Source organism: Pontibacter sp. MBLB2868, assembly GCF_051904785.1.
In the GTDB taxonomy this organism is placed as follows: domain Bacteria; phylum Bacteroidota; class Bacteroidia; order Cytophagales; family Hymenobacteraceae; genus Pontibacter.
Genome location: NZ_CP196710.1, coordinates 1,024,706 through 1,046,852 on the forward strand (window position 1 = coordinate 1,024,706; position 22,147 = coordinate 1,046,852).

Below are 22,147 nucleotides of genomic sequence, written 5' to 3' on the forward strand. Positions count from 1 at the left end.
AATGGACTTTCTTTAACAATCCCGTTCACGCGCTCGGCCACCGCGTGATGGTTGCACTTGGTGGACTAGCTGACATTATTTAAATACAACGAAAGCTTCTACAACCAAAGTTGAGACATACGATACTTGACTATCTCACCCATCCGCAAGAATAAGGCTATGGCAGAAAAGATTGGCTAGCAAAGAAAAAAACTGCAATTGCAATATGCGTCTAAAACAATCAAACACAGCAGAGCAGAGTTTAACTTTCTAAACTGCCTTTGTTAGTCATTTATGAGGTACTAATTGATTTTGCTTATCTGCAGCTATTTGGGTTTTACTGGAATTATTTTATCATATTAAGTCTATTTGGCTAGTTTCTCTTAATGAAACTATTAAGTTTTGTCTTTAATTTCAGTTGTGACTGTTCCGCTAGAACAATTGATACTTGTTTAAAGTAAAGAGTCGGCTTTATCTTTTTTAATTTAAGTGCCTTTACCTCAATGAAATGCCATGACAAATAAGCTAAAATAGAAGAAGTTAGTAAGCTGATAATCATTAACTGTAAATAATCTGCTTAAAGTAATGAACAAGAGTTTGTTGAACAGGAAAACCCAATAAATAGATTCCATAGGATAAATCACCAATCTTGTTCCCTATATTATTTATAATAGGTGTAGAACCTAGTCCAAAACATATAACTACCAAAGGAAGGGTGAAAAGCTTAAGTAAATCAAATTGGTTGAAAGCTATAGAGGTGATAAGCAATGCAAATGAAATAAAACCGATCAGATTTACTTTATTACTTTTATTTATCTTAATTGATGCCAGTAGTGAACCTGCAATAAAGAAAGAACCTAGATTTAGTAGATTTTTACTTGACTTAAGAAGTTCATGCTTTTCTAGTGTTTCAATAAAGAAAATATTAGCTATTGCTAAAAGAACAAAAGATGCTGATAATATAAGTATGCTTGCAGATTTTTTCTTTCTGAAAATAAGCAGGAAAGACAGCAAAAAGTACATTGTGAATTCATATTGTATAGTCCAAAGTGACCCATTTATTGCTGACTTGTAAGGGTTATTTTCAAAAATACCATCAATGTGGTACTGAGGCCTGTATAAAGATAAATTGTTTGGGATATAGCTCCACATACTCATATTGCTCAAGTATGTAGTATTTCCTTCATAAACAAAAGGTGCAAGTGCTACTGTAGAAAGTAAAACAACTATCAAGGCCGGAAAAAGCCTTAAGGCCCTTTTCCAATAATAATCAATTAAATTTTCGCTTCTCTCAAGGCTCTGGAAAATCAGAAAACCGCTAATAATAAAGAAGCCTGTTACGCCAATGTCTGAGAAAATAAGTTGTTTATTAGTTATTTGATACAACCAATCATGATTTCCCACTCCTGATAATGGATAGGAATGGGAAATAATTACAAATAATGCAAATATTAATCTTAAGAAGTCTAGGTTATTCTTTTTGTGCATTTTAATCAAGCAGGTTTCTGTATATATTAAATGATAATTACCTTCATTTTAAGTACAATTTCTAATTCAATTTACCATTTTGAATAAAATATAACCTAGAAGTTTTAGAATATTCGCAATTATTACTGTATGATGTTTGCAATTTTTTATCAAATTTAATATGAATAATTAATTAAGCCTATTCCAGGGTTTTATTTAATATTGTCTTAAACAAAGTGTTTGATTTTTTTGGTTCAACAATATATGAAGGCTCTGCTAAATGTCTATGTCTTGTGTGGGGAGGACCAGTCGATCATCCAGAAACTAGTCGAGAGCCAGGAGAAAGGGAGCTAAGAAATCTTGAATCCGATTGGAAGATAAACGGTCTATCATGAAAAGCTATACCTGAGTAATGAAGAATTAGCTTATCTGCATATGAGAACTTCCTGTATTTATGTTGTAAGGCTGAAACACAAATACAGGAGGTTCTACTTGCATACTATGTGTAATATGCGGGATTTCATATCAATTGTAACATTTTATTCTTCCTTCCGCATCACCCAGTTCAAACTGTATAGGTCCTTCCTTCTGTCTTTAAGGTTTCTTACGCTTCCTGCCGTATTAAGGTCCTTCAGTAGATCCAGGTCCAGGTCAGCGATCAGGGTCATCTCCGTATTAGGGGTGGCTTCGGCTACCACCGCATCGTGCGGGAAAGCGAAGTCAGAAGGGGAGAAGACGGCTGACTGAGAGTACTGGATATCCATGTTCTCTACGCGTGGCAGGTTGCCTACACTACCCGTGATGGCTACATAACACTCGTTCTCGATGGCACGGGCCTGGGCGCAGCGGCGCACACGCAGGTAAGCGTTCTTCGTATCTGTCCAGTAAGGTACAAAGAGTATCTTCATGTCCATGTCCGAAAGCATACGGGCAAGCTCAGGGAACTCCACATCGTAACAGATCAGGATACCGATCTTACCGATGTCCGTATCAAATATTTTCAGCTTATGGCCTCCGCGCATACCCCAGTAATGTGACTCATCCGGCGTTACGTGAAGTTTATATTGTGCATCATAAGTACCATCACGGCGGCAGAGGTAGCTTACGTTGTAAAGCTTGTTATCGTAATACTCGGGCATACTACCCGCAATGATATTGATGTTGTAAGAGAGGGCCAGCTGCACCATACGCTCACGGATCTCTTCGGTATACTCAGCCATACTTCGGATAGCCTCCGAAGGAGACTCTTCATTGGTAAGAGCCATAAGCGGCGCATTGAAAAACTCCGGGAACACCACCATATCCGATTTGTAAGAGCTTACCGTGTCCACGAAGAACTCGATCTGCTGCATCATATCGTCAAGGTCTTTTACGGCACGCATCTGCCACTGCACGATACCGATACGAACTACCGTTTTCTTACCACCGATCAGCTTCTCTTTCTCCTCAAAGTATACATTGATCCACTCGAGCAACGTTGCATAGGCGCGGGAGTCTTTGTCGTCAGGCAGGTATCCTTTCAGGATGCGGCGCACGTGGAAGTCGTTGCTGAGCTGGAAAGACAGTACAGGGTCAGAAAGCTCCTTGTTCCGCACCATCTCAATGTATTTGGCAGGCGTGAGCTTATCTGCATAATTCTTATAACCCGGTATCCTGCCGCCGGCTATGATACCACGCAGGTTCAGCTTTTCGCAGATCTCTTTTCGGGCATCGTACAAGCGGCGGCCAAGGCGCAGGTTGCGGTACTCCGGGTGCACAAACACATCTATACCATACAGGGTGTCGCCTTCAGGGTCATGTGATTTAAATGTGCCTTTGTCAATTATCTGGTCGTATGTGTGCTTGTCACCATACTCGTCATAGTCTATTACAAGGCTTAGGGCTGCTGCGACTACTCTGCCATTATCCTCGATACAGATCTGGCCTTCCGGAAACTTCTTCAGCAGATTCGAAAACTCTTTGCGGGTCCAGGCGCCATCCATGTTGGAGTACACCAGGTCCATGATCTCTTTTACCTCCTTATAATCTTTCAGCTCTAACTGGCGCAATAATAACCTGTGCTCAAAACTGGTTTCTTCTTTTTCGCTCATATTTTAATGTGGGTCGCTTTTAATCTTCTGTCTTTATACGTGCTGCAAGTATAGTTTTGATATAATATAATTGAAGCTTGACATTCTGCAGTACCTGCTGCTGTAAAATTAAACAAAAAAGCGCAGTGAGGGTACCGCGCTTTTTTGTGTTCTTAGGCTATACAATTACTTATACCTGTATCTCTGGAATATCCCCCTCCACCAGAAGGTTACCTGCCGTCGCGGCTTTGATATCTTCTACCGAAACACCAGGAGCACGTTCCAACAACTTAAAACCACCTTCAACCACTTCCAGTACAGCAAGGTCAGTAACGATCTTCTTTACGCAGTTGACGCCGGTTATTGGCAGTGTACACTCTTTCAGCAGCTTAGATGAACCGTCGCGGGCTGTGTGCTGCATGGCCACGATAATATTCTTGGCGGAGGCTACCAAATCCATGGCACCTCCCATGCCTTTTACCATTTTACCCGGGATCTTCCAGTTGGCAATGTCACCGTTCTCGGCTACCTCCATGGCTCCTAAAATGGTCAGGTTTACATGTTCCCCCCTGATCATGCCAAAGCTTTCTGCAGAGCTGAAAATGGACGAGCCAGGGAGGGTGGTGATCGTTTGTTTACCCGCATTGATCAGGTCTGCATCAACCTGGTCTTCGGTAGGGAAGGGGCCCATGCCCAGCAACCCATTCTCTGATTGCAGGACAACCTCTATACCTTCCGGAAGGTAATTGGCAACCAGAGTCGGAATACCGATCCCAAGGTTCACATACATTCCGTTTTTAACTTCTTTTGCGATACGTTTCGCTATGCCGTGTTTATCTAAACTCATCTCTTGTTGGGTTTGGGTTAAGCAGTTCTTACCGTACGCTGTTCAATTCTCTTTTCATACTTTTCGCCCTGGAAAATGCGCTGCACATAAATGCCCGGCGTGTGGATCATGTTCGGGTCGAGTTCGCCGGCTGGAACAAGTTCTTCCACTTCTGCCACAGTGATCTTACCGGCAGCAGCCATCATAGGGTTAAAATTTCGGGCAGTACCTTTGTAGATCAGGTTACCTGCGGTATCGCCTTTCCAGGCTTTTACAAAAGAGAAGTCAGCCTTAAGCCACTCTTCCATCAGGTACATTTTACCGTTGAACTCTCTACTTTCCTTACCTTCGCCTACCTCGGTGCCGTAACCGGCAGGAGTGAAGAAGGCCGGAATACCGGCACCACCAGCGCGAATGCGTTCTGCCAATGTACCCTGAGGCGTTAGTTCTACTTCCAGTTCGCCGGAAAGCAGCTGGCGCTCAAACTCGGCATTCTCCCCAACATAGCTGGAGATCATTTTCTTAACCTGGCGCTTTTGCAGGAGCAGCCCTATTCCGAAATCATCAACACCCGCATTGTTAGAAATACAGGTAAGGTCTTTTACCCCAAGGCGCAGCAATTCTTGTATCGCATTTTCCGGAATGCCGCAGAGGCCGAAGCCACCAAGCATAAAGGTCATGCCATCCTGAACCCCCTGAAGGGCCTCTTGCACGTTTTTTACAGTTTTATTGATCATAGTTTATGCAATGATTACACTCAGTTTCTATCTTACTGTTACAGCAGGTCAGCAGCTGTAGCTGACTGCAGGAACAGTGTAATTTATATAAAAAAAGCCATATTAGAATATTTTGTACTTCGTTTTTAGGGTGAAATAGGTTTTGCCATAGGTGGAATTATGTTTCGTGACTTGCCAAATTCCGGTAAAAGTGGTTTAGTTATACCTGCTTGGTAGGCAAGTGGAGTATACGCGCGTGGTAGCCTTCGTGTAATTGGTATGGGAAGGCGTTATTGCATTTTATCGCCTGATACTCACCACAATTTCCAGCTGTACCTGTTGCCCTACCTTGTTCTCGATCTCTTTTTTTATGATGTCAAGTTCCTGCATGGAGATCGGGCCCTCGGCCAGCAGCCTTATACTGATCAGCATTGGCTTGTTCTGGATAATGTTCACGTCCCTAATGGTGATGTTTCTGATGGTGTGCCCATCCAGTTCTTGAATTATCTGGTGATCGCGAACCATGGTGGAGAAGCCGAGCCATAGCGGTATACTTACTAATGCCACCAGCAACAGCGAAATGATTAACCCTTTCCTGGCGAGGTGAAACGGACTGAAACCAAGAAGCATAAAGGTAGCGGTACCTGCTAGTACAATGCCAGTAAGGTTGGTCGTGAACAGGAGCAGGGCACCCGTAAATACGGTCCAGTCGCCCCAGCCAACGCCAATACCTGATACGGCAAGCGGAGGAACCAGCGCTACAGCGATAGCCACACCGGCCAGCGTTTTGGCGATGTCTGTACGGGCGTGGGCGTAAGCACCTGCAATTCCTGAAATTATAGCAATGCCAAGGTCAAGCAGGTTTGGTTTAATTCTACTTACTATCTCCTGGTTCATCGAGTGCAAGGGTGATAACCAGGTGATCAGAATCGCAGCCATATAGCTTAGCAGCAGACCTAAACCAATCGTTTTGGCGCTGCTTAATACAAGCTTTTTATCTTGCCGCAGAACCCCCATCGAAAGGGAAATTATGGGGGCCATGAGCGGAGCCAGGATCATGGCACCTATAATCACAGGTGATGAATTAGAAAATAAACCCAGCGAGGATAATAAGGTGGAGAGCACCATTAAGGTTAGGAAGGAACCAGAGACTTTCGCATTTTCCCGCAGCACATCAAACAAGCCCCTGAACTCATCGGTGGAGGCGTGGTTGATCAGCGATAGCGGCTTTGCAACAATCTCCTTCATGTAAGATTCATCTTTGGGGAGTTTATCTACACGATACATCTCGGTGGGTTCTCCGGTCTGCTCCTCCTCAAGCTGAAAACCAGTTGGAATTGTTTTAAATGCGTCCGCTTGCACCGTAAACACTATACGCCTGGCACTCATCAATGTATTATCCAAAGAAAAGTCCATCGGGTCAGGGCCATCTACATTAATGGTCTTGGCTTTTATATGGCCAATAAAGGAGGGAAGCCTACGTGAACGGTTAAAAAATAATAAGGTGGTGATATAAAAGCGCAATAGTTGCAGTACACTTCTCGGGGAAAGCACAAAAGCATGTAGCCTGCCGTCGGTGGTGTAATTTGATTTTAGTACCTGCCTGGAAAGGATCGAGTTTTTACCATGCAGTACGGCTACCAGACCAACGGCTGTTGTTTTTAGAGTTGGCTTGTCATCGGTGTTAATGGTGAAATAGTGCGGTATTAGTTTGTTGATATGCTTAAAAACACTGAACGTCTTTTCCAAAAAAGAGGCAATGGCTGTTTGAGACAGGCTACCTGTTACCAGACTTATACTATTCCCGATCACTACTTTATGAAAAACAGGGTAGCCATTGCAAAGCAGCAGGTCAGTGTTAACGGCGGCGGGACCTTGAATTATTGTTTCCGCTGCCGACTCTAATTTTTCATCAACGTCAAATCCCAGCATGGCTTCCTGCATGTTTGGGTGCGGAAGAAAACCCAGTGTGCAGTTTTGGTATAAAATTTTACAGATCAGCTCTGCCAGCGACTGATCACTAAGATAGGTCACAACCAGGGAATCATGAAAATCATACTTATGGTTGATGAAGAAGGGGTGAAGGTTTATGGTAAAATCACTAAACAAAGGAACAACCTGAGTTTGCACCACCTGGTCATCCTGCAATTCATAAACTAAGATAATTTCCTTCATCTTCAGGTTACCGGATCCTTTACATTCCAATTATCGATTCGTGGCAATCAGGACTTGAGGTTATACGGCATGAAGCCTTTTTACGGCTGAAAAGTATGTTATGCACTGCTGCCGATAAAAAAAGCAGCCGGTATTACAGCTGCTTAATCCCTCTAGGGTACTAAAAAGGACTTATCCCTCCAGAATATGTACTGCCTGGTCGCGGTCTGTTACGAGCTGGGCTTTGAGGGCATCCAGGCCATTAAACTTTTGTTCGCGGCGCAATTGCTGTACAAACTCCACCGTTATTTGCTGACCGTAAATATCACGATCAAAATTTAGAATATGTACTTCCAGGCGAAGTTCCTTGCCTTCTACGGTAGGCCGGGATCCGATGTTCATCATTCCCGGGAAACGCTCGCCACCAATCTTAACCCACACGGCATATACGCCATTGGCAGGTATCAGCTTGTGTGGGGCGGGCAAGGCCAGGTTGGCTGTCGGAAAACCTATTGTACGACCAATTTTGTCTCCTTCCTCTACCAAAGAGGTCAGGCTATAATAGCGGCCAAGGTAGTTGTGTGCTGTCTCGACGTCACCAATTTCCAGTGCTTTCCGGATCTTGGTAGAACTTACCCCCACATCATCAATGTCCTGGCGTGGTATTTCCTCTACTTCAAAGCCATATTGCTGCGACCGTGCCTTGAGGTGCTCAAAGCTGCCTTCGCGGTTCTTGCCAAAACGGTGATCGTAGCCGATAACGAGCAGCTTGGTGTTGATTGCTTTTACTAATATATCTGTGATGAAGCTGCGGGAACTAGTCCGTGAAAATTCTTTAGTGAACGGAATGATCAGCAGGTAGTCAATGCCAAAACTGCGCAGCGCTTCAATGCGCTCCTCAATGGTTGAGAGCAGTTTTAACTTATTATCTTCCGGGAAGAGCACGAGGCGGGGGTGAGGCCAGAAAGTGATCACCACGCTTTGCCCTTTGTTCTGCTTTGCTCTTTTAATGACACGTCTGAGTATTTTCTGATGCCCTATATGCACGCCATCAAAAGTGCCGCTGGTGACAACAGGATAACTTAAACGCGGGAAAGCTGCTATATCACGAATTACTTCCATCCGCTTCCAACTGCTTTCTTCTTATTTCCTGAATATCTTCTATTGTCAGTGCATCTTCCAGCTTATACTCTCCGATGCGGGTACGTACCAAAGATGACAGATGTGCACCACAGCCTAGCTTTTGACCCAGGTCATGCGCCAGACTCCGGATATAGGTACCCTTTGTACAGATAACCTTGAAGTGTATTTCCGGTCCTTCGATAGAAGTAATATCAAAAGCTTTGATAGTGATCGTACGAGGCTTCAGTTCTGCTGACTTCCCTTTGCGGGCAAGGTCATAAGCGCGTTTGCCATCTACCATCACGGCAGAGTAAATAGGGGGCACCTGCTCAATAGTACCAACAAAGGTTTGCGCTGCGGCTTTAACTTCCTCTTCAGACAGGTGGCTGATGTCGCAGGTCTCCGTTACTTCCGTTTCCCGGTCATAAGAGGGAGTAATCTCTCCCAGGCGGATACTGCCTGTATACTCTTTTTCCTGCCCCTGTATCTCATCAATGCGTTTGGTGAACTTACCAGTGCAAAGTATAAGCAAACCTGTGGCTAAAGGGTCTAAAGTGCCGGCATGGCCAACTTTCTTCACCCGGATGGTATTGCGCACTTTCTTTACAACGTCAAACGACGTCCAGTCGAGTGGTTTATCTATAAGGAGTATTTCGCCTGCGGCAAAATCGTATTGCATAGTTATACTCTTAAATCTACACCCATGGCCAGTAATGCCAGCAGCACAATACCAAGGGCAATTCTATAATAACCGAATAGCTTAAAGCCATACTTGGTCAGGAAATTGATAAAAAACCGGATAGCCAGCATTGCTACGATAAAGGCAACAAAGTTACCGATAAGCAGCAATTTCAGATCTTCTGCGGTGATCACTTCAAAGCTATTCTGAATTTTTACGAGGTCAAAACGGATCAGGTCGGAAATTTCCAGCTGCAGCAGGTCTTTTACCAGTTTGTAGCCGGCTGCTGCCAGCATGGTGGGCACTGCCAGAAAAAAGGAGAACTCGGCTGCTGTTTTTCTATTCACCCCTTGTGTAAGACCTCCGATTATAGAAGCGGCAGACCTGGATACGCCGGGTATCATGGCGATACACTGAAAGAAGCCGATTACAAGTGCGTTTTTGTAATTGACTTTGTCCTTGTCTGCGTTGCTGAACCACTTGTCCACAAAAAGGAGCACGACACCACCTAGCAGCAGCATCGTTGCTGTGATCAGCACACTCTCCAGCATGGCGTCAATTATATCGTTCAGGGCAAAGCCCAGCACGGCAGCCGGAATAAATGCCAGCAAAAGTTTTTTATAGAAATCCAGGCCTTGCAGGAAACGACGCCAGTAAAGCACCACCACCGACAGGATAGCCCCGAACTGAATGTTAACTTCAAATATTTTTGTGATCGGGAGCTCGTTAATGCCCATCAGGCTCGAGGCGATGATCATGTGACCGGTAGACGAAACAGGTAAAAACTCTGTAAGCCCTTCAACAATGGCTAAAATAATAGCCTGCCAAATACTCATGTATACCTGTTTTTAGTCTTTTATTAATATGGCGAAAACCTCTACAATAAAACCGGCCATAACTATGATCGGACCCAGGGTAATACCCAGGAAGCCCAGCCCGTAAGGCTGTGTGTCAAGTGTCATGATAAAGAAGCCGATCACCAGCAGGGCAATGCCCACCAGCATCAGGATGTAGTTCTTTCTGCCAAAGGCAAGTCTGTCTTTATTTTCCTCCATGTTAGTATAATTCGTCTAATGACATGCGCAGGTACTTGCGTACTGCCCGGTATGAACTTAAAAAACCGATGATCAGGCCGATCACGATCAATGCACCCATCAGGATGTATGTTTGCTCGTCGTTGCGCAGGAGCTGTAGTTCGCTTACCTCGTGGTAGGCATACTGTGTCAGGGCAAAGATCAGGACAGAGGCGATAAGACCACTCATCATACCCTGCCATGCTGCCCGGTTAAGGAACGGACGCTGGATAAAGAAGGAGGTAGCACCCACCAGCTGCATACTTCTGATCAGGAAGCGCTGTGAGTATAAAGCAAGTTTTACAGTATTGTTTATCAGGATGATCACCACCAGTATAAGTATGGCTGCAAATCCAAGTAGTATCATGCTGATCTTTTGGATATTACTGTTAATGGATTCGATCAGGCTCTCAACATACTGCACCTCGTGCACGCCATCCATTTCCTCCAGGTCCAGTTTTATACTTTTTAGCTCCGGCGAACTGGAGTGGTCTGCATCAATTTTCATGACATACGCATCCCGTAGCGGGTTTTCACCTAAAAACTCCATAAAGTCTTCGCCTGTATCGTCGAGGAATGCTTTGGCACCCTCTTCTTTTGAAATAAAGCGAACCTGGGCCGTATCATTTTTAAAGGCAACGTATTCTTTGGCGGCAATTGACTTTTGTAAACGATCCAGTTGCACCTCGGTCAGGTTACGGTCCAGGTATACCTGCATTTCAATGCTTTCCTTTACTTTATCGGAAAGACTGCCAGCGTGGATGAGCAGCATTCCGAAAAGTCCGATCACAAACAGGGCTAAGGATATACTGAAAACTACCATCAGGTGAGGGTAGTTACCTAGTTTCTTTTTCTTGATGTGCTTAATATTTCTTGCCATACCAGATGCTTCCTCACAAAAATAGAAATATAATTTAAATATACAGTGCGGGAGGGGAAGGTAAAGCAAAAAGGCCTGACTCGTACAAGTCAGGCCCGGGATTATTCTAAATTGAGTCGTGGGTCAGAGTCCAGAATTATACGCTCACGTTCCAGTTCACGCTCCTGAATTCTTCGTTCACGCTTCTTGCTGCTGAACAGCTCTCCTAACGTATCGAAGCGTTTGGTGTGGAGCACACTTATACTTTGCCGGGCTGTTACACCCGTGGCTCGTGTGGCGTAATAATACTCCGGTGTGGTGCTATACTCCAGGCGCAACCTGAGTTCCCCTGTCTGGGAGATGTAGTACTCCAGGAACCAGTCTCCGACATAGTTGTTGCCAGGCAGATCGGACTGATTACCAAAGCCTGTCTGGTTGGTGACGCGCAGCCTGCCCTGGAAAAACGTATAGCTCAAACGTAGCTGTAAGGTTGAAAGTGCTTCCTGGTTGATGCCTCCCAGTCCTATGTCTACTTCCAGATTGCTATCGATGCTGTTAAAGAACGTGTTTAGCTGGCTTGATAGCAAACTGCCCAAACTGCCACCCACGGCCGATGCGCCAACGCTGCTGTCAAAAGCCAGGGAGCCCGGCGGGGATATACGTTGCAGCACCAGTAAACTGAATACCTGGCGGTTTAGCTCTGTTTCATCGTTGTTGATCGTGTTAAGTATGTTTTGTACCTCGATAGGGGCAGACTGCCGGATATCCTCTATGCTAAGGCCCAGGTCTACCTGCGGGGTCAGGAGCGGCCCGTTCAGTTCAATGATCGCGGTGATCGGGAACCGGCTGCCTTTGATATTGTCTGTTGAGTTACTTGCCAGGTAAGCATCCAGCGAGGCCATCTGGGTGTATTTAGCGGTAATGTTCATGATACCCTCTACAGGGTCTCCGTTCCAGGTGATGGTGCTGCCGGGTACAACGTCAAACTCTTTTGTTACGAGCCCCTCCAGCAGTTTCAGGTTGTAGGCACCCTGGGTAATTTCAAAGGTGCCGTACATGTTAAACTCTCCCCGGGTGTCGATGGTCATGCGGATGTCACCATTGCCGGAACCACGGATCACGTCTCCGGTTGTTCGGTCAATTATGATCTCAAAGTAAGCGTCATCTGTTACATCAAGACTAAAATCAAGGTTAATGCCCGACAAGTCTACGCTTTGGTTCTCTATATTGGCAACAACACCAGTGGTGTCAGTGGCATTTTTGTTCACAAATTTTATAAAGTCTTTCCGGGCTACGTCCGTCTGGTAATCAAGGGGTAGCACGATGCGTGTATTTTCGTCGCTGCGGGCATCCACGTTTACCTGCAGGTTGTCTGTGGGGCCTAGCACGCTTGCTGTTCCGGTGGCAAAGGCTGTTCCGTAGAAGAGTTCGTTCTGCTCCTCTGTTGTGTTCAGCACCATAAAGTTGCGGTACCGGGCTTCCATGTCCAGCACCATATTCTGAAAACCATCGTGCGCAATTCCACCTGTAACCGTGGCCTTGTTCCCGAAAATATCGCGCAGCTGTGCATTGCGGAAGCTGATGCTGTTTGGTCCGAGGTAGATCCTGTCGGAGAAATAGTAGGTGGTGTTCAGGTAATCGAACTTAAATTGGCCGTTGGTCACCATCACTGACCCTTTCAGTACAGGAGAACTTAAGTTACCCAACACCCGCACCCTGCCTTCCATGTCGCCGTCCAGGTTAGAGAGAATGCCTTTTAACACCGGCTCCACCAGTTTCAGGTTAGCCTGATCCATCACTGCCAGCAGGTCCAGCTGGTCTTCTTTTGCTTGCGGGTTGTAGTTACCCGTAACTGTCAGCACTTTTTTATTGTTCCGCTCAATGCCCAGGTCTACTATTGCCTGCTTCAGAGCGTTGTTCCAGTTTGTTTTGCCTATTACATTTCCGATGTACACATCGTCCAGGTAAAAAGAGTCAACCCGCATGGCTGCATTAAACTTTGTATCCTGGTACACATCCTGTGCTGTTACCTCGCCTGTAAGTCTGCCGGCAATTTGCATACTGATAAGCGGGTTCAGGTTATCCAGCGCAAAGTTCTCCACGTTCATTACCAGCTTGCTGTCCGGGTCTTCCGATAGTTCTCCATCGGCGCGAATTATTTGTTCGTTATTAGAAAGGGAGAAATTTTCGAATACCAGTTTCTTACCACCCTCACTTATATATAAGGTGTTGCCAGGATTAAAAGCCCATGCGTTCTGTTGCAGGGTGATGTTGGATTGATCAAAAACGATCTGTATCTGGTCCTGCAGAAAGTTCAGATCACCGGTGATAAGGGCGCGGTTCTCTTTTTCGGGCTGCCGTATGCTGGTGGCAAAATTGATGGTGCGCTCACTCCAGATGCCTTCCGCGTAAAAATTCTCGGTTTCGCCTGCACTCGGAAGCTCCTGCTTTTGGGAGGTGAACAAAACAGAGGCTAAGACATCCGGGCTTTGCTGCAGCTTTGAAGAGTTTATCTCCAGGTTGTTGCCATAGAGTTTATAATCGCTGTAAAGTACAGTGTCAATGTCGGCGTACAGTTGCAGGATAACGGTATTGCCATGCCTGAAGGAGCCCTCTACCGTAGCTGATTCTGATAAGGACATTTCAGGAAAGAACAAGTTGAGCAGCGGATCCGGCTTTTTGATCGTGATGTTATAGGTTAAAGCATATTCATCATCCGGTGACGTTGGTTTGCGTCGGTAATAGGCATCTGTCGCAGCTTCGTTGCTCTCAAAATTCAGTTTATACTCTTCTACCAGCGTCGTCAGGTCTGCTATTAAGGTGGAATAGTCAAAGTTGCCGTTCACGTTCAGGGCAAGCAGATCAGAGTTTAACTGTAGGCTGCGTTGCCCGGAGGCGATCTCAGAATTAACGGAAATGGTATCCAGCGTTATTTCTTTGCCTCGGTAACTGATATAGGCACTGTCAAGCAGGGCTGTCCCTTCAAAGGCGTCAAGCTGTAACCCTTTAAAATTCAGGTTAGCGTTTGCCCGGATAAGGAATGGCTCTGTAGTAAGCTTCAGCGCCTGCAGATCTACCTTTTGCAGGTTGGCTACCATATTGAAAGCCTGTTGCTCTTTTGCAAGGTCTACCTCACCGTTTGCAGAAAATACCAGGTTAGGATCGTTAACAGATACCTTCCCGACAAAAGTCTGCCCTTTTAATGTGCCGTTTGCTGTAATGTTCTGGTAATTGTAGTCCAATAGCTGTACCTGGTTAATGGTAGCGTCCAGCTTTACATTGGCATCCTGTAGCGTAAAGCCGGAGCCTTCAAGACGGCCACTCATTGATATCGTTTTCACTTTATCCTCTATATTGAGTAGACGGCCCAGGTTAAAGCTGTTGGTGTTCACGTAGCCGCTATAGGAGGAGCTGCGCGTATTATCATCGATCTTCAGGTTAATGTCTGACTGCAGATTGCCAAGCGCTGTGGCAAAATTACCGTTCGCTACAAAGTCATTATAAAAGCCAAGAAAGCGGCCGTCCAGTTTTACTGTTCCTAACCTTTCCGCTATTTGATAAACATCCTGTGGCAGAAACTGTTTGATATCGTCTGCATCAATTGTTGAAGGCTTCAGGCGCAGGTTGGCAAATGTCTCTTCAAAGTTTGGCAGGCCGTCGGCGCTGATGTTCCCAACAATATGTGTGTGCTGCCCATACTCCAGGTCCACATCCGTGGCTTTGAAGTCACTTACTGTACCCTTAAAATCTATAGAGTTGGCGATAAGGGTTTCATCATATTCCTTGAGGGGAGAGGCAAAAGTGGCGATGTCCTTGGAGAGCACCTTGGAGTTTTCCAGGTGCACGGTCATGGTAACGCTGTCAATAAAAGAGGTGAAGTTGCCGAAGCGTTTGTAATCAAAGCGCACATAGTCCTGCAGGTTGCTCTTGTTTACCTGCAGATCAAGGTCATCCCACTCCCAGAACGTTGGAGCGTAGGTCATGCGGGTGTCCAGGTTATGTAGCTTTGTATTGGAGCGGCTTTCTACAGCACTCAGGTCCGTGACCCTTACCCGAAGCGTATCCTCCAGGTAGATCTCATCGAACTTTCCATTTATCCTGTCGAAGGTCATATGGGAGTAGTCAATTCCGTAATCCGCACGTGGCTTCCGGAAATCATCGTAGCTAAAGCGCCCGTTCTGCAACACCAATTGTTCGAGGCTGAAGTTAAAAGGTTCCGAAGGCTTGGTAGTGTCTTTTACAAAAAGATCTCCGAGGGCATTGATGAAGTTACTGGCGTTTAAGGTATCCGTGCCCTCGTATACAACCAGGTTGGCGCGTGGCTGCTGCAGGGTAAGTGTATTTATACTTAGGGTATTTGGGTGGAAGATAGAGAAGGCGCTGATGTCTGCCTCCGCTCTGCCAATGTAAAACATCTCCTTGTTGCGGTAGTCTTTCACCAGCACATCTTCCAGAACCAGGTTGCTGAAAAAATTTATGTCCACGCGGCCAATGGTTACTTCGTGCTTCAGTTGCTTAGAGAAGTAAGCAGCCACCCGCTGCACCACCTTTGTTTGCACACCCGGAAAACGAATTGCAACAAAAACCCCTGCAAATAGCAGTAAAAGGAACAGGATAAGCCCTAAAACTATTTTTAGAATAGCTTTTCCTATAACTTTGGGGTAATTTGTTGATTGTTCTTTTTCCAAAAGATGTTTGAACCTACTATTTTAGCGATCGAATCTTCATGCGACGATACTTCTGCGGCCGTGATAAGAGGTGGCAAAGTACTGTCTAATATAGTTACTACCCAGGCTGTGCATGAGCAGTATGGGGGCGTAGTTCCGGAATTGGCTTCCAGAGCTCACCAGCAAAACATTATACCAGTAGTACATCAGGCTTTGCTTACGGCAAATGTAAGTAAAAGTGATCTAAATGCAGTCGCTTTTACACGTGGTCCCGGCCTTTTAGGAGCCCTGCTGGTCGGGAGCTCTTTTGCCAAGTCATTTGCACTTGGGCTGGGCATCCCGCTCATCGATGTAAACCACATGCAGGCGCACATCCTGGCACATTTCATTGAAGATCCTAAACCACAATTTCCGTTCCTATGTTTAACAGTTAGTGGTGGTCACACACAAATAGTGCTGGTAAAAGATCACCTGGACATGGAGATCATCGGCCAGACTACAGATGATGCAGTGGGTGAGGCCTTCGATAAAACGGCTAAAATGCTGGGGCTGCCGTATCCCGGTGGACCCATGCTGGACAAAACTGCTGCAAAAGGCAACCCGGATGCATTTAAATTTCCGGTAGGTAATATGCCGGAGTATAATTTCTCGTTTAGCGGGATCAAAACTTCGGTGCTGTATTTTTTGCGGGACCAGGTAAAAGAGAACCCGAACTTTGTTGCCGAGAACCTGGAGGATATCTGTGCCAGTGTGCAGAAGACCCTGATCAAGACCTTGCTAAAGAAGCTTGTGCTGGCAGCAAAGGACCTGGGCATTAGCGAAATTGCCATAGCAGGAGGGGTGTCGGCCAATTCAGGACTAAGGCAAACCCTGCAGGACTACGCTAAAAAGTATAACTGGAACGTATACATACCTGCCTTCCAGTACTGCACCGACAATGCCGGTATGATTGCAATGGCGGCGCACTACCAGTACCTGAAAGGCGACTTTGCCACACAGTACGTGAGCCCGGAACCCCGGCTTAAGTTTTGATCAGAACTTTCCGGATTAACGTTTACAGGTCAGGCGCTCACAAGGCAGATGCATCTTGCGGATCTTCTCGTTTTGTAGTACCTCTTCCTGAAGAGCAAAAATGTAACTTACAAGCATATGGTAAAACCCGGTGATACCCGCACGTATATCAAACATGTAACCTCAGCTGATTTTGCACGGTTTGAAGATGGCCTGGTACATGCGGTCTGCTCTACCTTCTCATTGGCGCAGGCAGCAGAATGGGCGGGTAGGTTGTTGGTGCTAGATATTAAAGCGGAAGATGAAGAAGGTGTAGGCACCAGTCTGATGATCAACCATAAAGCACCTGCTTTTGAGGGCGAGGATATTGAGATTGTGGCTGTACTGAAGAAGCACGAAAGGAATGAGGTGATATGTAGTTTTACAGCCAGAGTAGGAGATAGACTGGTAGCAGAAGGGGAGACAGGTCAGAAGATATTAAAGAAAGAAAAATTAGCCAAAGTTTTGGCGCCGAAGCAAGTATAAATGGCAAAAGATAAAGACAGGATACAGAAGCACGTAAACATTGTAAACCGTAAGGCTTCCTTCGAATACCAGTTTCTGGATAAGTATACCGCGGGCATCATGCTGAAAGGTACCGAGATCAAATCGATACGGGAAGGCAAAGTGAACATGCAGGATGGGTATTGTGTGTTTCAGCGGGAAGAACTGTGGGTGCACAACCTACATATCGCTACCTATACCGAGGGTACCCACTACAACCATGAACCAACCAGGGCCCGAAAGCTGCTCCTTAACAAGAAGGAGCTTCGCAGGCTGGAGGCAGGGACACAGGAGCAGGGCGTCACTATTATCCCTACGCGCATCTTTGTGAACGACAGGGGCTATGCTAAAGTAGAGATTGCGCTGGCAAGAGGTAAAAAGCTGTACGACAAGCGTCAGGACATCAAAGAAAAGGATGTAAAACGCGAAATGGACAGAGCAGGATTTTAAGTTCAGTTATTCAAAATTATAAAACGTGGAATACGGAATTTGTTTACTTAGCGTGGTACCCATGCGCGCTGAAACTTCTGATAAGGCAGAGATCGTGACCCAGATGCTTTTTGGGGAGTGTTATGAGGTGGTGGCCCGGGATGAGAATTGGATGCAGGTGCAATTGGTAACAGACGGTTACCGCGGCTGGATCGATTTTAAACAGCACAACCCTGTAACTGTTGAATACTACAAAGAATGGCGTAATACAACGCATCCACGAACGATGGACCTGGTGCAGGTAGTGAGTAATGCTGAAGTACGTATTCCGGTGGGCATTGGCTGCTATTTACCGTTCTTCGATGGCATGAATATACGGGTGAACGATGATAAATTTGTGTACAATGGCAGAGCTTCAAACCCTTCTGTTCCAGTTACTACAGTACAGGTAGTTAAAGTTGCTTCTAACTTTATCAAGGCACCTTACCTTTGGGGAGGTAAGTCTATATTCGGCATAGACTGTTCCGGTTTTACGCAACAGGTTTTCGGGATTTGCGGCTACCAGTTACCCCGCGATGCGTACCAGCAGGTAAACCATGGGGAGGAGGTGCACTTTGCCACACAGACCCAGCCCGGCGACCTGGCTTATTTCTCTAATGAGGAAGGGCGCATCATACATGTGGGTATTATGCTGGAAGGCAACCAGATCATGCACGCCCATGGAGAGGTGCGGATCGATACCCTGGATCATAATGGCATTTATAATGCTGCCCGCAAGAGATATTCCCACAAGCTCCGTATTATCAAGCGCATTTTTATGTAAGTAGCTGTTTTTGCTAAACTTATGCTATACGAGTGCGGTTAATTTCGTACAAGTGTAGCATAAGCACCAGAAACAGCAATGAAAGAGAAAGTACTCATCCTAAACCAAGACTTTAGTGCTATAGCTGTCTGCACTATTCCAAAGGCTTTTTTATTGGTATACCTGGATAAAGCCGAGATGATCAATAAGGCTGAAAATGCCTTCCTGCACACAATTGATACAGCCTATCCCGTTCCCTCTGTTATACGTTTGCAGCGCTATGTGCGCGTGCCCTACCATGGTATTTCGCTGAGCAGGCACAATGTACTGCGGCGGGATAACTATAGCTGCCAGTACTGCGGCGCTGTAAAGAACCTGACTCTGGACCACCTGCTGCCCCGCTCGAGGGGAGGGGAGACCAATTGGCTGAACCTGGTAACGGCATGCATGCGTTGTAACACGCGCAAAGGAGACCGGACCCCGGAAGAAGCCGGACTGAAACTGCTCCGGAAACCAGTTCGCCCAACGCTGCAATCTTTCCTTCAACTACACCTGAATACCCATAACCAGGACTGGAGTGTTTACCTCGGAAAGGCCAAACAGCTGGATTAAAGCAATACTAAAATATTTAGTTAATAGTATATATAGTGCTGTCAATCAGAATTAAGAAGTGGGTAAGATAGTGTTAGGCTTTATGTACTAAATATAACTGTTGTTTTTGCGGCTCTTTAGCGGTTGACGGGGCTGTTGAGATTGGTATCGTGTCATTTTGGCCAATCTATAGTTTTTGTGAAAGCTTATGTTTGCGTATTCTGCTATACTTTCTAGTTGCTGTTGACCCGCAGTCTTACGTTTGTCCTTTTTCATTTTTAGCTTTGGTGCCCTCCTGGCCTGGAGGCCTCGTCTTGCCGCATCGCGCTGCTTTCCTTTCCTGCCCTCGTGCCTCGGGCTGCCTCGCTCCCGCTCGTCATCGGAAACTCTCGAGGCGCTCAACACCAAGACTGGAATCAGTTTGATCGCTGCAGCCTTTGCTATGAAACAAATTTAATTCCCCTCCTCGGAGGGGCCAGGGGTGGGTTTACTCCAACCGCTAAGGACACAGCGCACTAACCTGAGCCACAGCAGTACCAGAACTCCCCAACCTAGCAAAAGCTTTGGCCTTGTGCATTGACGACGATTTTTTGTCTGAGCGTTCAGCGAGTTCAAAATCGTCTTGATTCTTTTGCTTACTTTTCTCATCAAGGAGAAAAGTAAGGCCCAGCCGGCGAGGCGAAAGCCAGCTAAGAGAAAGGAAGCTTCTTTTGCAGCAGAAAGCATGGGCTAAAGGAAAATAAAAAACCGTTTTCCTTCGGAAGGAATGGTTGGAACCGGTACTGTAAAAATCCTGTCCATCATCTTCTCCTGTAAATCCTGATTCTGATAAAAATTACCTGTTCCTTAACTTTTTAATGCCTTACACTCAATGTTTTAGTGGGTTGATTTAATTACTAAATACATTATCCGGATACTTTAGTTTTTTATTATAGATTTTCTTACTTTTGCACCTCATTCAAGTGAATGGTCCTGAAGTAGTTCAGGGAAATGTATAACCCAAACCAAATCAGCGGATTGCTCTACGCTGGTGGCTATTTTAGAGCAGAAGAAACAATATGAGTAATTCTCCAGAAAATTTCGATTGGGACAAGTTTGAGTCCCAGGGTTTCGGTTCTGGCTACAGCAAGTCTGAGAAAGCCGAAATGGAAAAAATGTATGACGACACCCTGACTACCGTACAGGAGCAGGAGGTTGTTAAAGGAACAGTTGTTGGTATCACTGATCGTGACGTGATCCTGAACATCGGTTTCAAATCTGACGGCTTAGTTGCAGTTTCAGAATTCAGAGATCTACCTGACCTGAAAGTTGGTGACGAAGTTGAAGTATTTATCGAAGACCAGGAAGACCCGAACGGTCAGCTTATCTTGTCCCGCAAGAAAGCGAAAATCGTTAGCGCCTGGGCTAAGATCTACGACGCACTTGAGAATGATAACGTTCTGGAGGGTGTTGTTAAGAGAAGAACTAAAGGTGGTCTTATCATGGATATCCATGGTGTTGAGGCTTTCTTACCAGGTTCTCAAATTGACGTGAAGCCAATCCGTGACTTCGACGTGTTTGTAGGTAAGAAGATGGAGGTGAAGGTTGTTAAGATCAACGCCGCTTTCGACAACGTGGTAGTATCGCACAAGGTACTTATCGAGAAAGACCTGGAGCAGCAGCGTGCCGCTATCCTGAACAACCTGGAAAAAGGTCAGGTTCTAGAAGGCGTTATCAAGAACATGACAAACTTCGGTGTGTTCATCGACCTTGGTGGCGTAGACGGTCTGCTTCACATTACAGATATTTCATGGGGCCGTATCAACCACCCGGAAGAAGTATTGCAGCTTGACCAGAAGTTGAACGTAGTAGTTCTTGACTTCGATGAGGACAAGAAGCGTATTTCTCTTGGTATGAAGCAGCTTACTCCGCACCCTTGGGATGCGTTGCCAGCTGAGATCGAGGTTGGTTCAAGAGTAAAAGGTAAGATCGTTAACGTGGCTGACTATGGTGCATTCCTTGAGTTAATGCCAGGTGTTGAAGGTCTTATCCACGTTTCTGAAATGTCATGGTCACAGCACCTGCGTAACCCACAAGACTTCATTAAGCAAGGCGACGAGGTTGAGGCAGTTGTATTGACGCTTGACAGAGAAGAGCGTAAAATGTCTCTTGGCATCAAGCAGCTTACTGAAGATCCTTGGACAAAAGAAGATGTATTAACGAAATATGCAGTAGGCACTAAGCACACTGGCGTTGTTCGTAACCTTACAAACTTCGGTCTGTTCTTAGAGCTTGAAGAAGGTGTTGATGGTCTGGTACACGTATCTGACCTGTCTTGGACTAAGAAGATCAAGCACCCATCTGAGTTCGTTAAAGTTGGTGAAAACCTTGATGTAGTTGTTTTAGAACTTGATGTTCCGAACAGAAGACTTGCATTAGGCCACAAGCAGCTTGAAGAGAACCCTTGGGATACTTTCGAATCTGTATTCAATGTAGGTTCAGTTCACAAAGCGTCTGTACTTGAGAAGTCTGACAGAGGTGCTGTACTTGAGTTACCATATGGTATCGAAGGTTTCGCATTCCCTAAAGGCTTAACTAAAGAAGACGGTTCTCAGGTTGAAGCTGGTGACAGCCTTGACTTCAGAGTAACTGAATTCTCTAAAGAAGATCGTAAGATCATCCTTTCTCACACTGCTACTCACTCAGAAGTAGAGTCTCCGAGAGTAGCTAAAGCTACCAAGAAGGCACAACCTGCTGGTGAGGCGAAAGCTCCAAAAGCTCCTAAAGTACAGAAAGAAGCTGATAAGTCTACTTTAGGTGACTTAGATGCACTTTCTGCCCTGAAAGAGCAAATGCTTTCTAATGAGAAAGAAGCTGGTGTTAAGAAGTTAGAGGCTGCTGCTGCTAAAAAAGCAAAAGACACTAACGAAGACGAAGCTTCGAACGAAGAATCTTCTGAAGAAGAAAACAACGCTTAAGTTTTAAGCTTGTTACATATTGAAAGGCCCCGGAGCAATCCGGGGCCTTTTTTTATTTATTTTTCTCCATGTAAGGCTGCCAGCTGACTATGATCATCTTCTCCTCGGACAACAATAGGTAGCCATAGTCATAGCAGAAGTAGTAGGTGTTGCCCTGCTTGGTTCGGTTGAGGTGGGTGAAGTGGCGGAAGTCTAAGAGCCTG

At 45.7% G+C, this 22,147-nt stretch carries 17 protein-coding genes; 6 read left to right on the forward strand and 11 right to left on the reverse strand.

Annotated elements, in window-relative coordinates; genetic code table 11:
* Positions 1-537: 537 nt before the first annotated feature.
* From ACSX1A_RS04565 to ACSX1A_RS04615, 11 genes are all read right to left on the reverse strand, one after another.
* On the reverse strand, positions 538-1,467 hold the full coding sequence (locus ACSX1A_RS04565; RefSeq protein WP_439882436.1) for an acyltransferase family protein: 930 nt from the start codon (positions 1,465-1,467) through the stop codon (positions 538-540).
* A 518-nt stretch (positions 1,468-1,985) separates the two neighbouring features.
* Positions 1,986-3,536 carry a GNAT family N-acetyltransferase gene (locus tag ACSX1A_RS04570; protein ID WP_439882437.1) on the reverse strand — a complete coding sequence of 517 codons (1,551 nt, stop codon included), beginning with the start codon at positions 3,534-3,536 and terminating at the stop codon, positions 1,986-1,988.
* A 169-nt stretch (positions 3,537-3,705) separates the two neighbouring features.
* Positions 3,706-4,362 carry a 3-oxoacid CoA-transferase subunit B gene (locus ACSX1A_RS04575; protein ID WP_439882438.1) on the reverse strand — a complete coding sequence of 219 codons (657 nt, stop codon included), beginning with the start codon at positions 4,360-4,362 and terminating at the stop codon, positions 3,706-3,708.
* A gap of 17 nt (positions 4,363-4,379) precedes the next feature.
* Entirely contained in the window at positions 4,380-5,078 is a 699-nt protein-coding gene (locus tag ACSX1A_RS04580; RefSeq protein ID WP_439882439.1) for a CoA transferase subunit A, read from the reverse strand.
* A 279-nt stretch (positions 5,079-5,357) separates the two neighbouring features.
* Entirely contained in the window at positions 5,358-7,232 is a 1,875-nt protein-coding gene (locus tag ACSX1A_RS04585; RefSeq protein ID WP_439882440.1) for a TIGR00341 family protein, read from the reverse strand.
* A 171-nt stretch (positions 7,233-7,403) separates the two neighbouring features.
* Positions 7,404-8,333, reverse strand: coding sequence for a bifunctional riboflavin kinase/FAD synthetase (locus tag ACSX1A_RS04590; protein WP_439882441.1), 930 nt, complete (start codon positions 8,331-8,333; stop codon positions 7,404-7,406).
* The gene (gene truB, locus ACSX1A_RS04595) at positions 8,317-9,012 is read right to left on the reverse strand and encodes a tRNA pseudouridine(55) synthase TruB (RefSeq protein WP_439882442.1); all 696 of its coding nucleotides are present in this window, start codon (positions 9,010-9,012) and stop codon (positions 8,317-8,319) included. Before truB ends, ACSX1A_RS04590 begins: the two co-directional genes overlap by 17 nt.
* Before the next feature lie 2 nt (positions 9,013-9,014).
* On the reverse strand, positions 9,015-9,848 hold the full coding sequence (locus ACSX1A_RS04600; RefSeq protein WP_439882443.1) for an undecaprenyl-diphosphate phosphatase: 834 nt from the start codon (positions 9,846-9,848) through the stop codon (positions 9,015-9,017).
* 12 nt (positions 9,849-9,860) lie between these two features.
* Positions 9,861-10,067, reverse strand: a complete 207-nt coding sequence (locus ACSX1A_RS04605) for a DUF3098 domain-containing protein (protein WP_439882444.1) — start codon at positions 10,065-10,067, stop codon at positions 9,861-9,863.
* Between the two features lies 1 nt (position 10,068).
* Positions 10,069-10,965: a cell division protein FtsX gene (locus ACSX1A_RS04610; protein WP_439882445.1), complete on the reverse strand. Its 897-nt coding sequence runs from the start codon at positions 10,963-10,965 to the stop codon at positions 10,069-10,071.
* A 101-nt stretch (positions 10,966-11,066) separates the two neighbouring features.
* The gene (locus tag ACSX1A_RS04615; protein ID WP_439882446.1) at positions 11,067-15,632 is read right to left on the reverse strand and encodes a translocation/assembly module TamB domain-containing protein; all 4,566 of its coding nucleotides are present in this window, start codon (positions 15,630-15,632) and stop codon (positions 11,067-11,069) included.
* A gap of 3 nt (positions 15,633-15,635) precedes the next feature.
* Between ACSX1A_RS04615 and tsaD the strand changes: the two genes are divergently transcribed.
* The 6 genes from tsaD (at position 15,636) to rpsA (ending at position 21,944) form a co-directional block, all read left to right on the forward strand.
* Positions 15,636-16,643 (forward strand): tRNA (adenosine(37)-N6)-threonylcarbamoyltransferase complex transferase subunit TsaD, encoded by a 1,008-nt coding sequence (gene tsaD, locus ACSX1A_RS04620; RefSeq protein WP_439882447.1) that lies wholly within the window; start codon positions 15,636-15,638, stop codon positions 16,641-16,643.
* A 117-nt stretch (positions 16,644-16,760) separates the two neighbouring features.
* Positions 16,761-17,147 (forward strand): thioesterase family protein, encoded by a 387-nt coding sequence (locus ACSX1A_RS04625; protein ID WP_439882448.1) that lies wholly within the window; start codon positions 16,761-16,763, stop codon positions 17,145-17,147.
* Complete coding sequence (gene smpB, locus ACSX1A_RS04630; RefSeq protein WP_439882449.1) at positions 17,148-17,615, forward strand: SsrA-binding protein SmpB; 468 nt, start codon at positions 17,148-17,150, stop codon at positions 17,613-17,615.
* Between the two features lie 61 nt (positions 17,616-17,676).
* On the forward strand, positions 17,677-18,417 hold the full coding sequence (locus tag ACSX1A_RS04635) for a C40 family peptidase (RefSeq protein WP_439882450.1): 741 nt from the start codon (positions 17,677-17,679) through the stop codon (positions 18,415-18,417).
* A gap of 78 nt (positions 18,418-18,495) precedes the next feature.
* The gene (locus ACSX1A_RS04640) at positions 18,496-19,008 is read left to right on the forward strand and encodes an HNH endonuclease (RefSeq protein WP_439882451.1); all 513 of its coding nucleotides are present in this window, start codon (positions 18,496-18,498) and stop codon (positions 19,006-19,008) included.
* Positions 19,009-20,045: 1,037 nt separating this feature from the next.
* The gene (gene rpsA / locus ACSX1A_RS04645) at positions 20,046-21,944 is read left to right on the forward strand and encodes a 30S ribosomal protein S1 (RefSeq protein ID WP_439882452.1); all 1,899 of its coding nucleotides are present in this window, start codon (positions 20,046-20,048) and stop codon (positions 21,942-21,944) included.
* Positions 21,945-22,147: the final 203 nt, after the last annotated feature.

What these genes read in the sequence shown, in the direction of transcription:
- ACSX1A_RS04565 (WP_439882436.1), bottom strand. Translation starts at nt 1,467, where the DNA reads ATGCACAAAAAGAATAACCTAGACTTCTTAAGATTAATATTTGCATTA.
- ACSX1A_RS04570 (WP_439882437.1), bottom strand. Translation starts at nt 3,536, where the DNA reads ATGAGCGAAAAAGAAGAAACCAGTTTTGAGCACAGGTTATTATTGCGC.
- ACSX1A_RS04575 (WP_439882438.1), bottom strand. Translation starts at nt 4,362, where the DNA reads ATGAGTTTAGATAAACACGGCATAGCGAAACGTATCGCAAAAGAAGTT.
- ACSX1A_RS04580 (WP_439882439.1), bottom strand. Translation starts at nt 5,078, where the DNA reads ATGATCAATAAAACTGTAAAAAACGTGCAAGAGGCCCTTCAGGGGGTT.
- ACSX1A_RS04585 (WP_439882440.1), bottom strand. Translation starts at nt 7,232, where the DNA reads ATGAAGGAAATTATCTTAGTTTATGAATTGCAGGATGACCAGGTGGTG.
- ACSX1A_RS04590 (WP_439882441.1), bottom strand. Translation starts at nt 8,333, where the DNA reads ATGGAAGTAATTCGTGATATAGCAGCTTTCCCGCGTTTAAGTTATCCT.
- truB (WP_439882442.1), bottom strand. Translation starts at nt 9,012, where the DNA reads ATGCAATACGATTTTGCCGCAGGCGAAATACTCCTTATAGATAAACCA.
- ACSX1A_RS04600 (WP_439882443.1), bottom strand. Translation starts at nt 9,848, where the DNA reads ATGAGTATTTGGCAGGCTATTATTTTAGCCATTGTTGAAGGGCTTACA.
- ACSX1A_RS04605 (WP_439882444.1), bottom strand. Translation starts at nt 10,067, where the DNA reads ATGGAGGAAAATAAAGACAGACTTGCCTTTGGCAGAAAGAACTACATC.
- ACSX1A_RS04610 (WP_439882445.1), bottom strand. Translation starts at nt 10,965, where the DNA reads ATGGCAAGAAATATTAAGCACATCAAGAAAAAGAAACTAGGTAACTAC.
- tsaD (WP_439882447.1), top strand. Translation starts at nt 15,636, where the DNA reads ATGTTTGAACCTACTATTTTAGCGATCGAATCTTCATGCGACGATACT.
- ACSX1A_RS04625 (WP_439882448.1), top strand. Translation starts at nt 16,761, where the DNA reads ATGGTAAAACCCGGTGATACCCGCACGTATATCAAACATGTAACCTCA.
- smpB (WP_439882449.1), top strand. Translation starts at nt 17,148, where the DNA reads ATGGCAAAAGATAAAGACAGGATACAGAAGCACGTAAACATTGTAAAC.
- ACSX1A_RS04635 (WP_439882450.1), top strand. Translation starts at nt 17,677, where the DNA reads ATGCGCGCTGAAACTTCTGATAAGGCAGAGATCGTGACCCAGATGCTT.
- ACSX1A_RS04640 (WP_439882451.1), top strand. Translation starts at nt 18,496, where the DNA reads ATGAAAGAGAAAGTACTCATCCTAAACCAAGACTTTAGTGCTATAGCT.
- rpsA (WP_439882452.1), top strand. Translation starts at nt 20,046, where the DNA reads ATGAGTAATTCTCCAGAAAATTTCGATTGGGACAAGTTTGAGTCCCAG.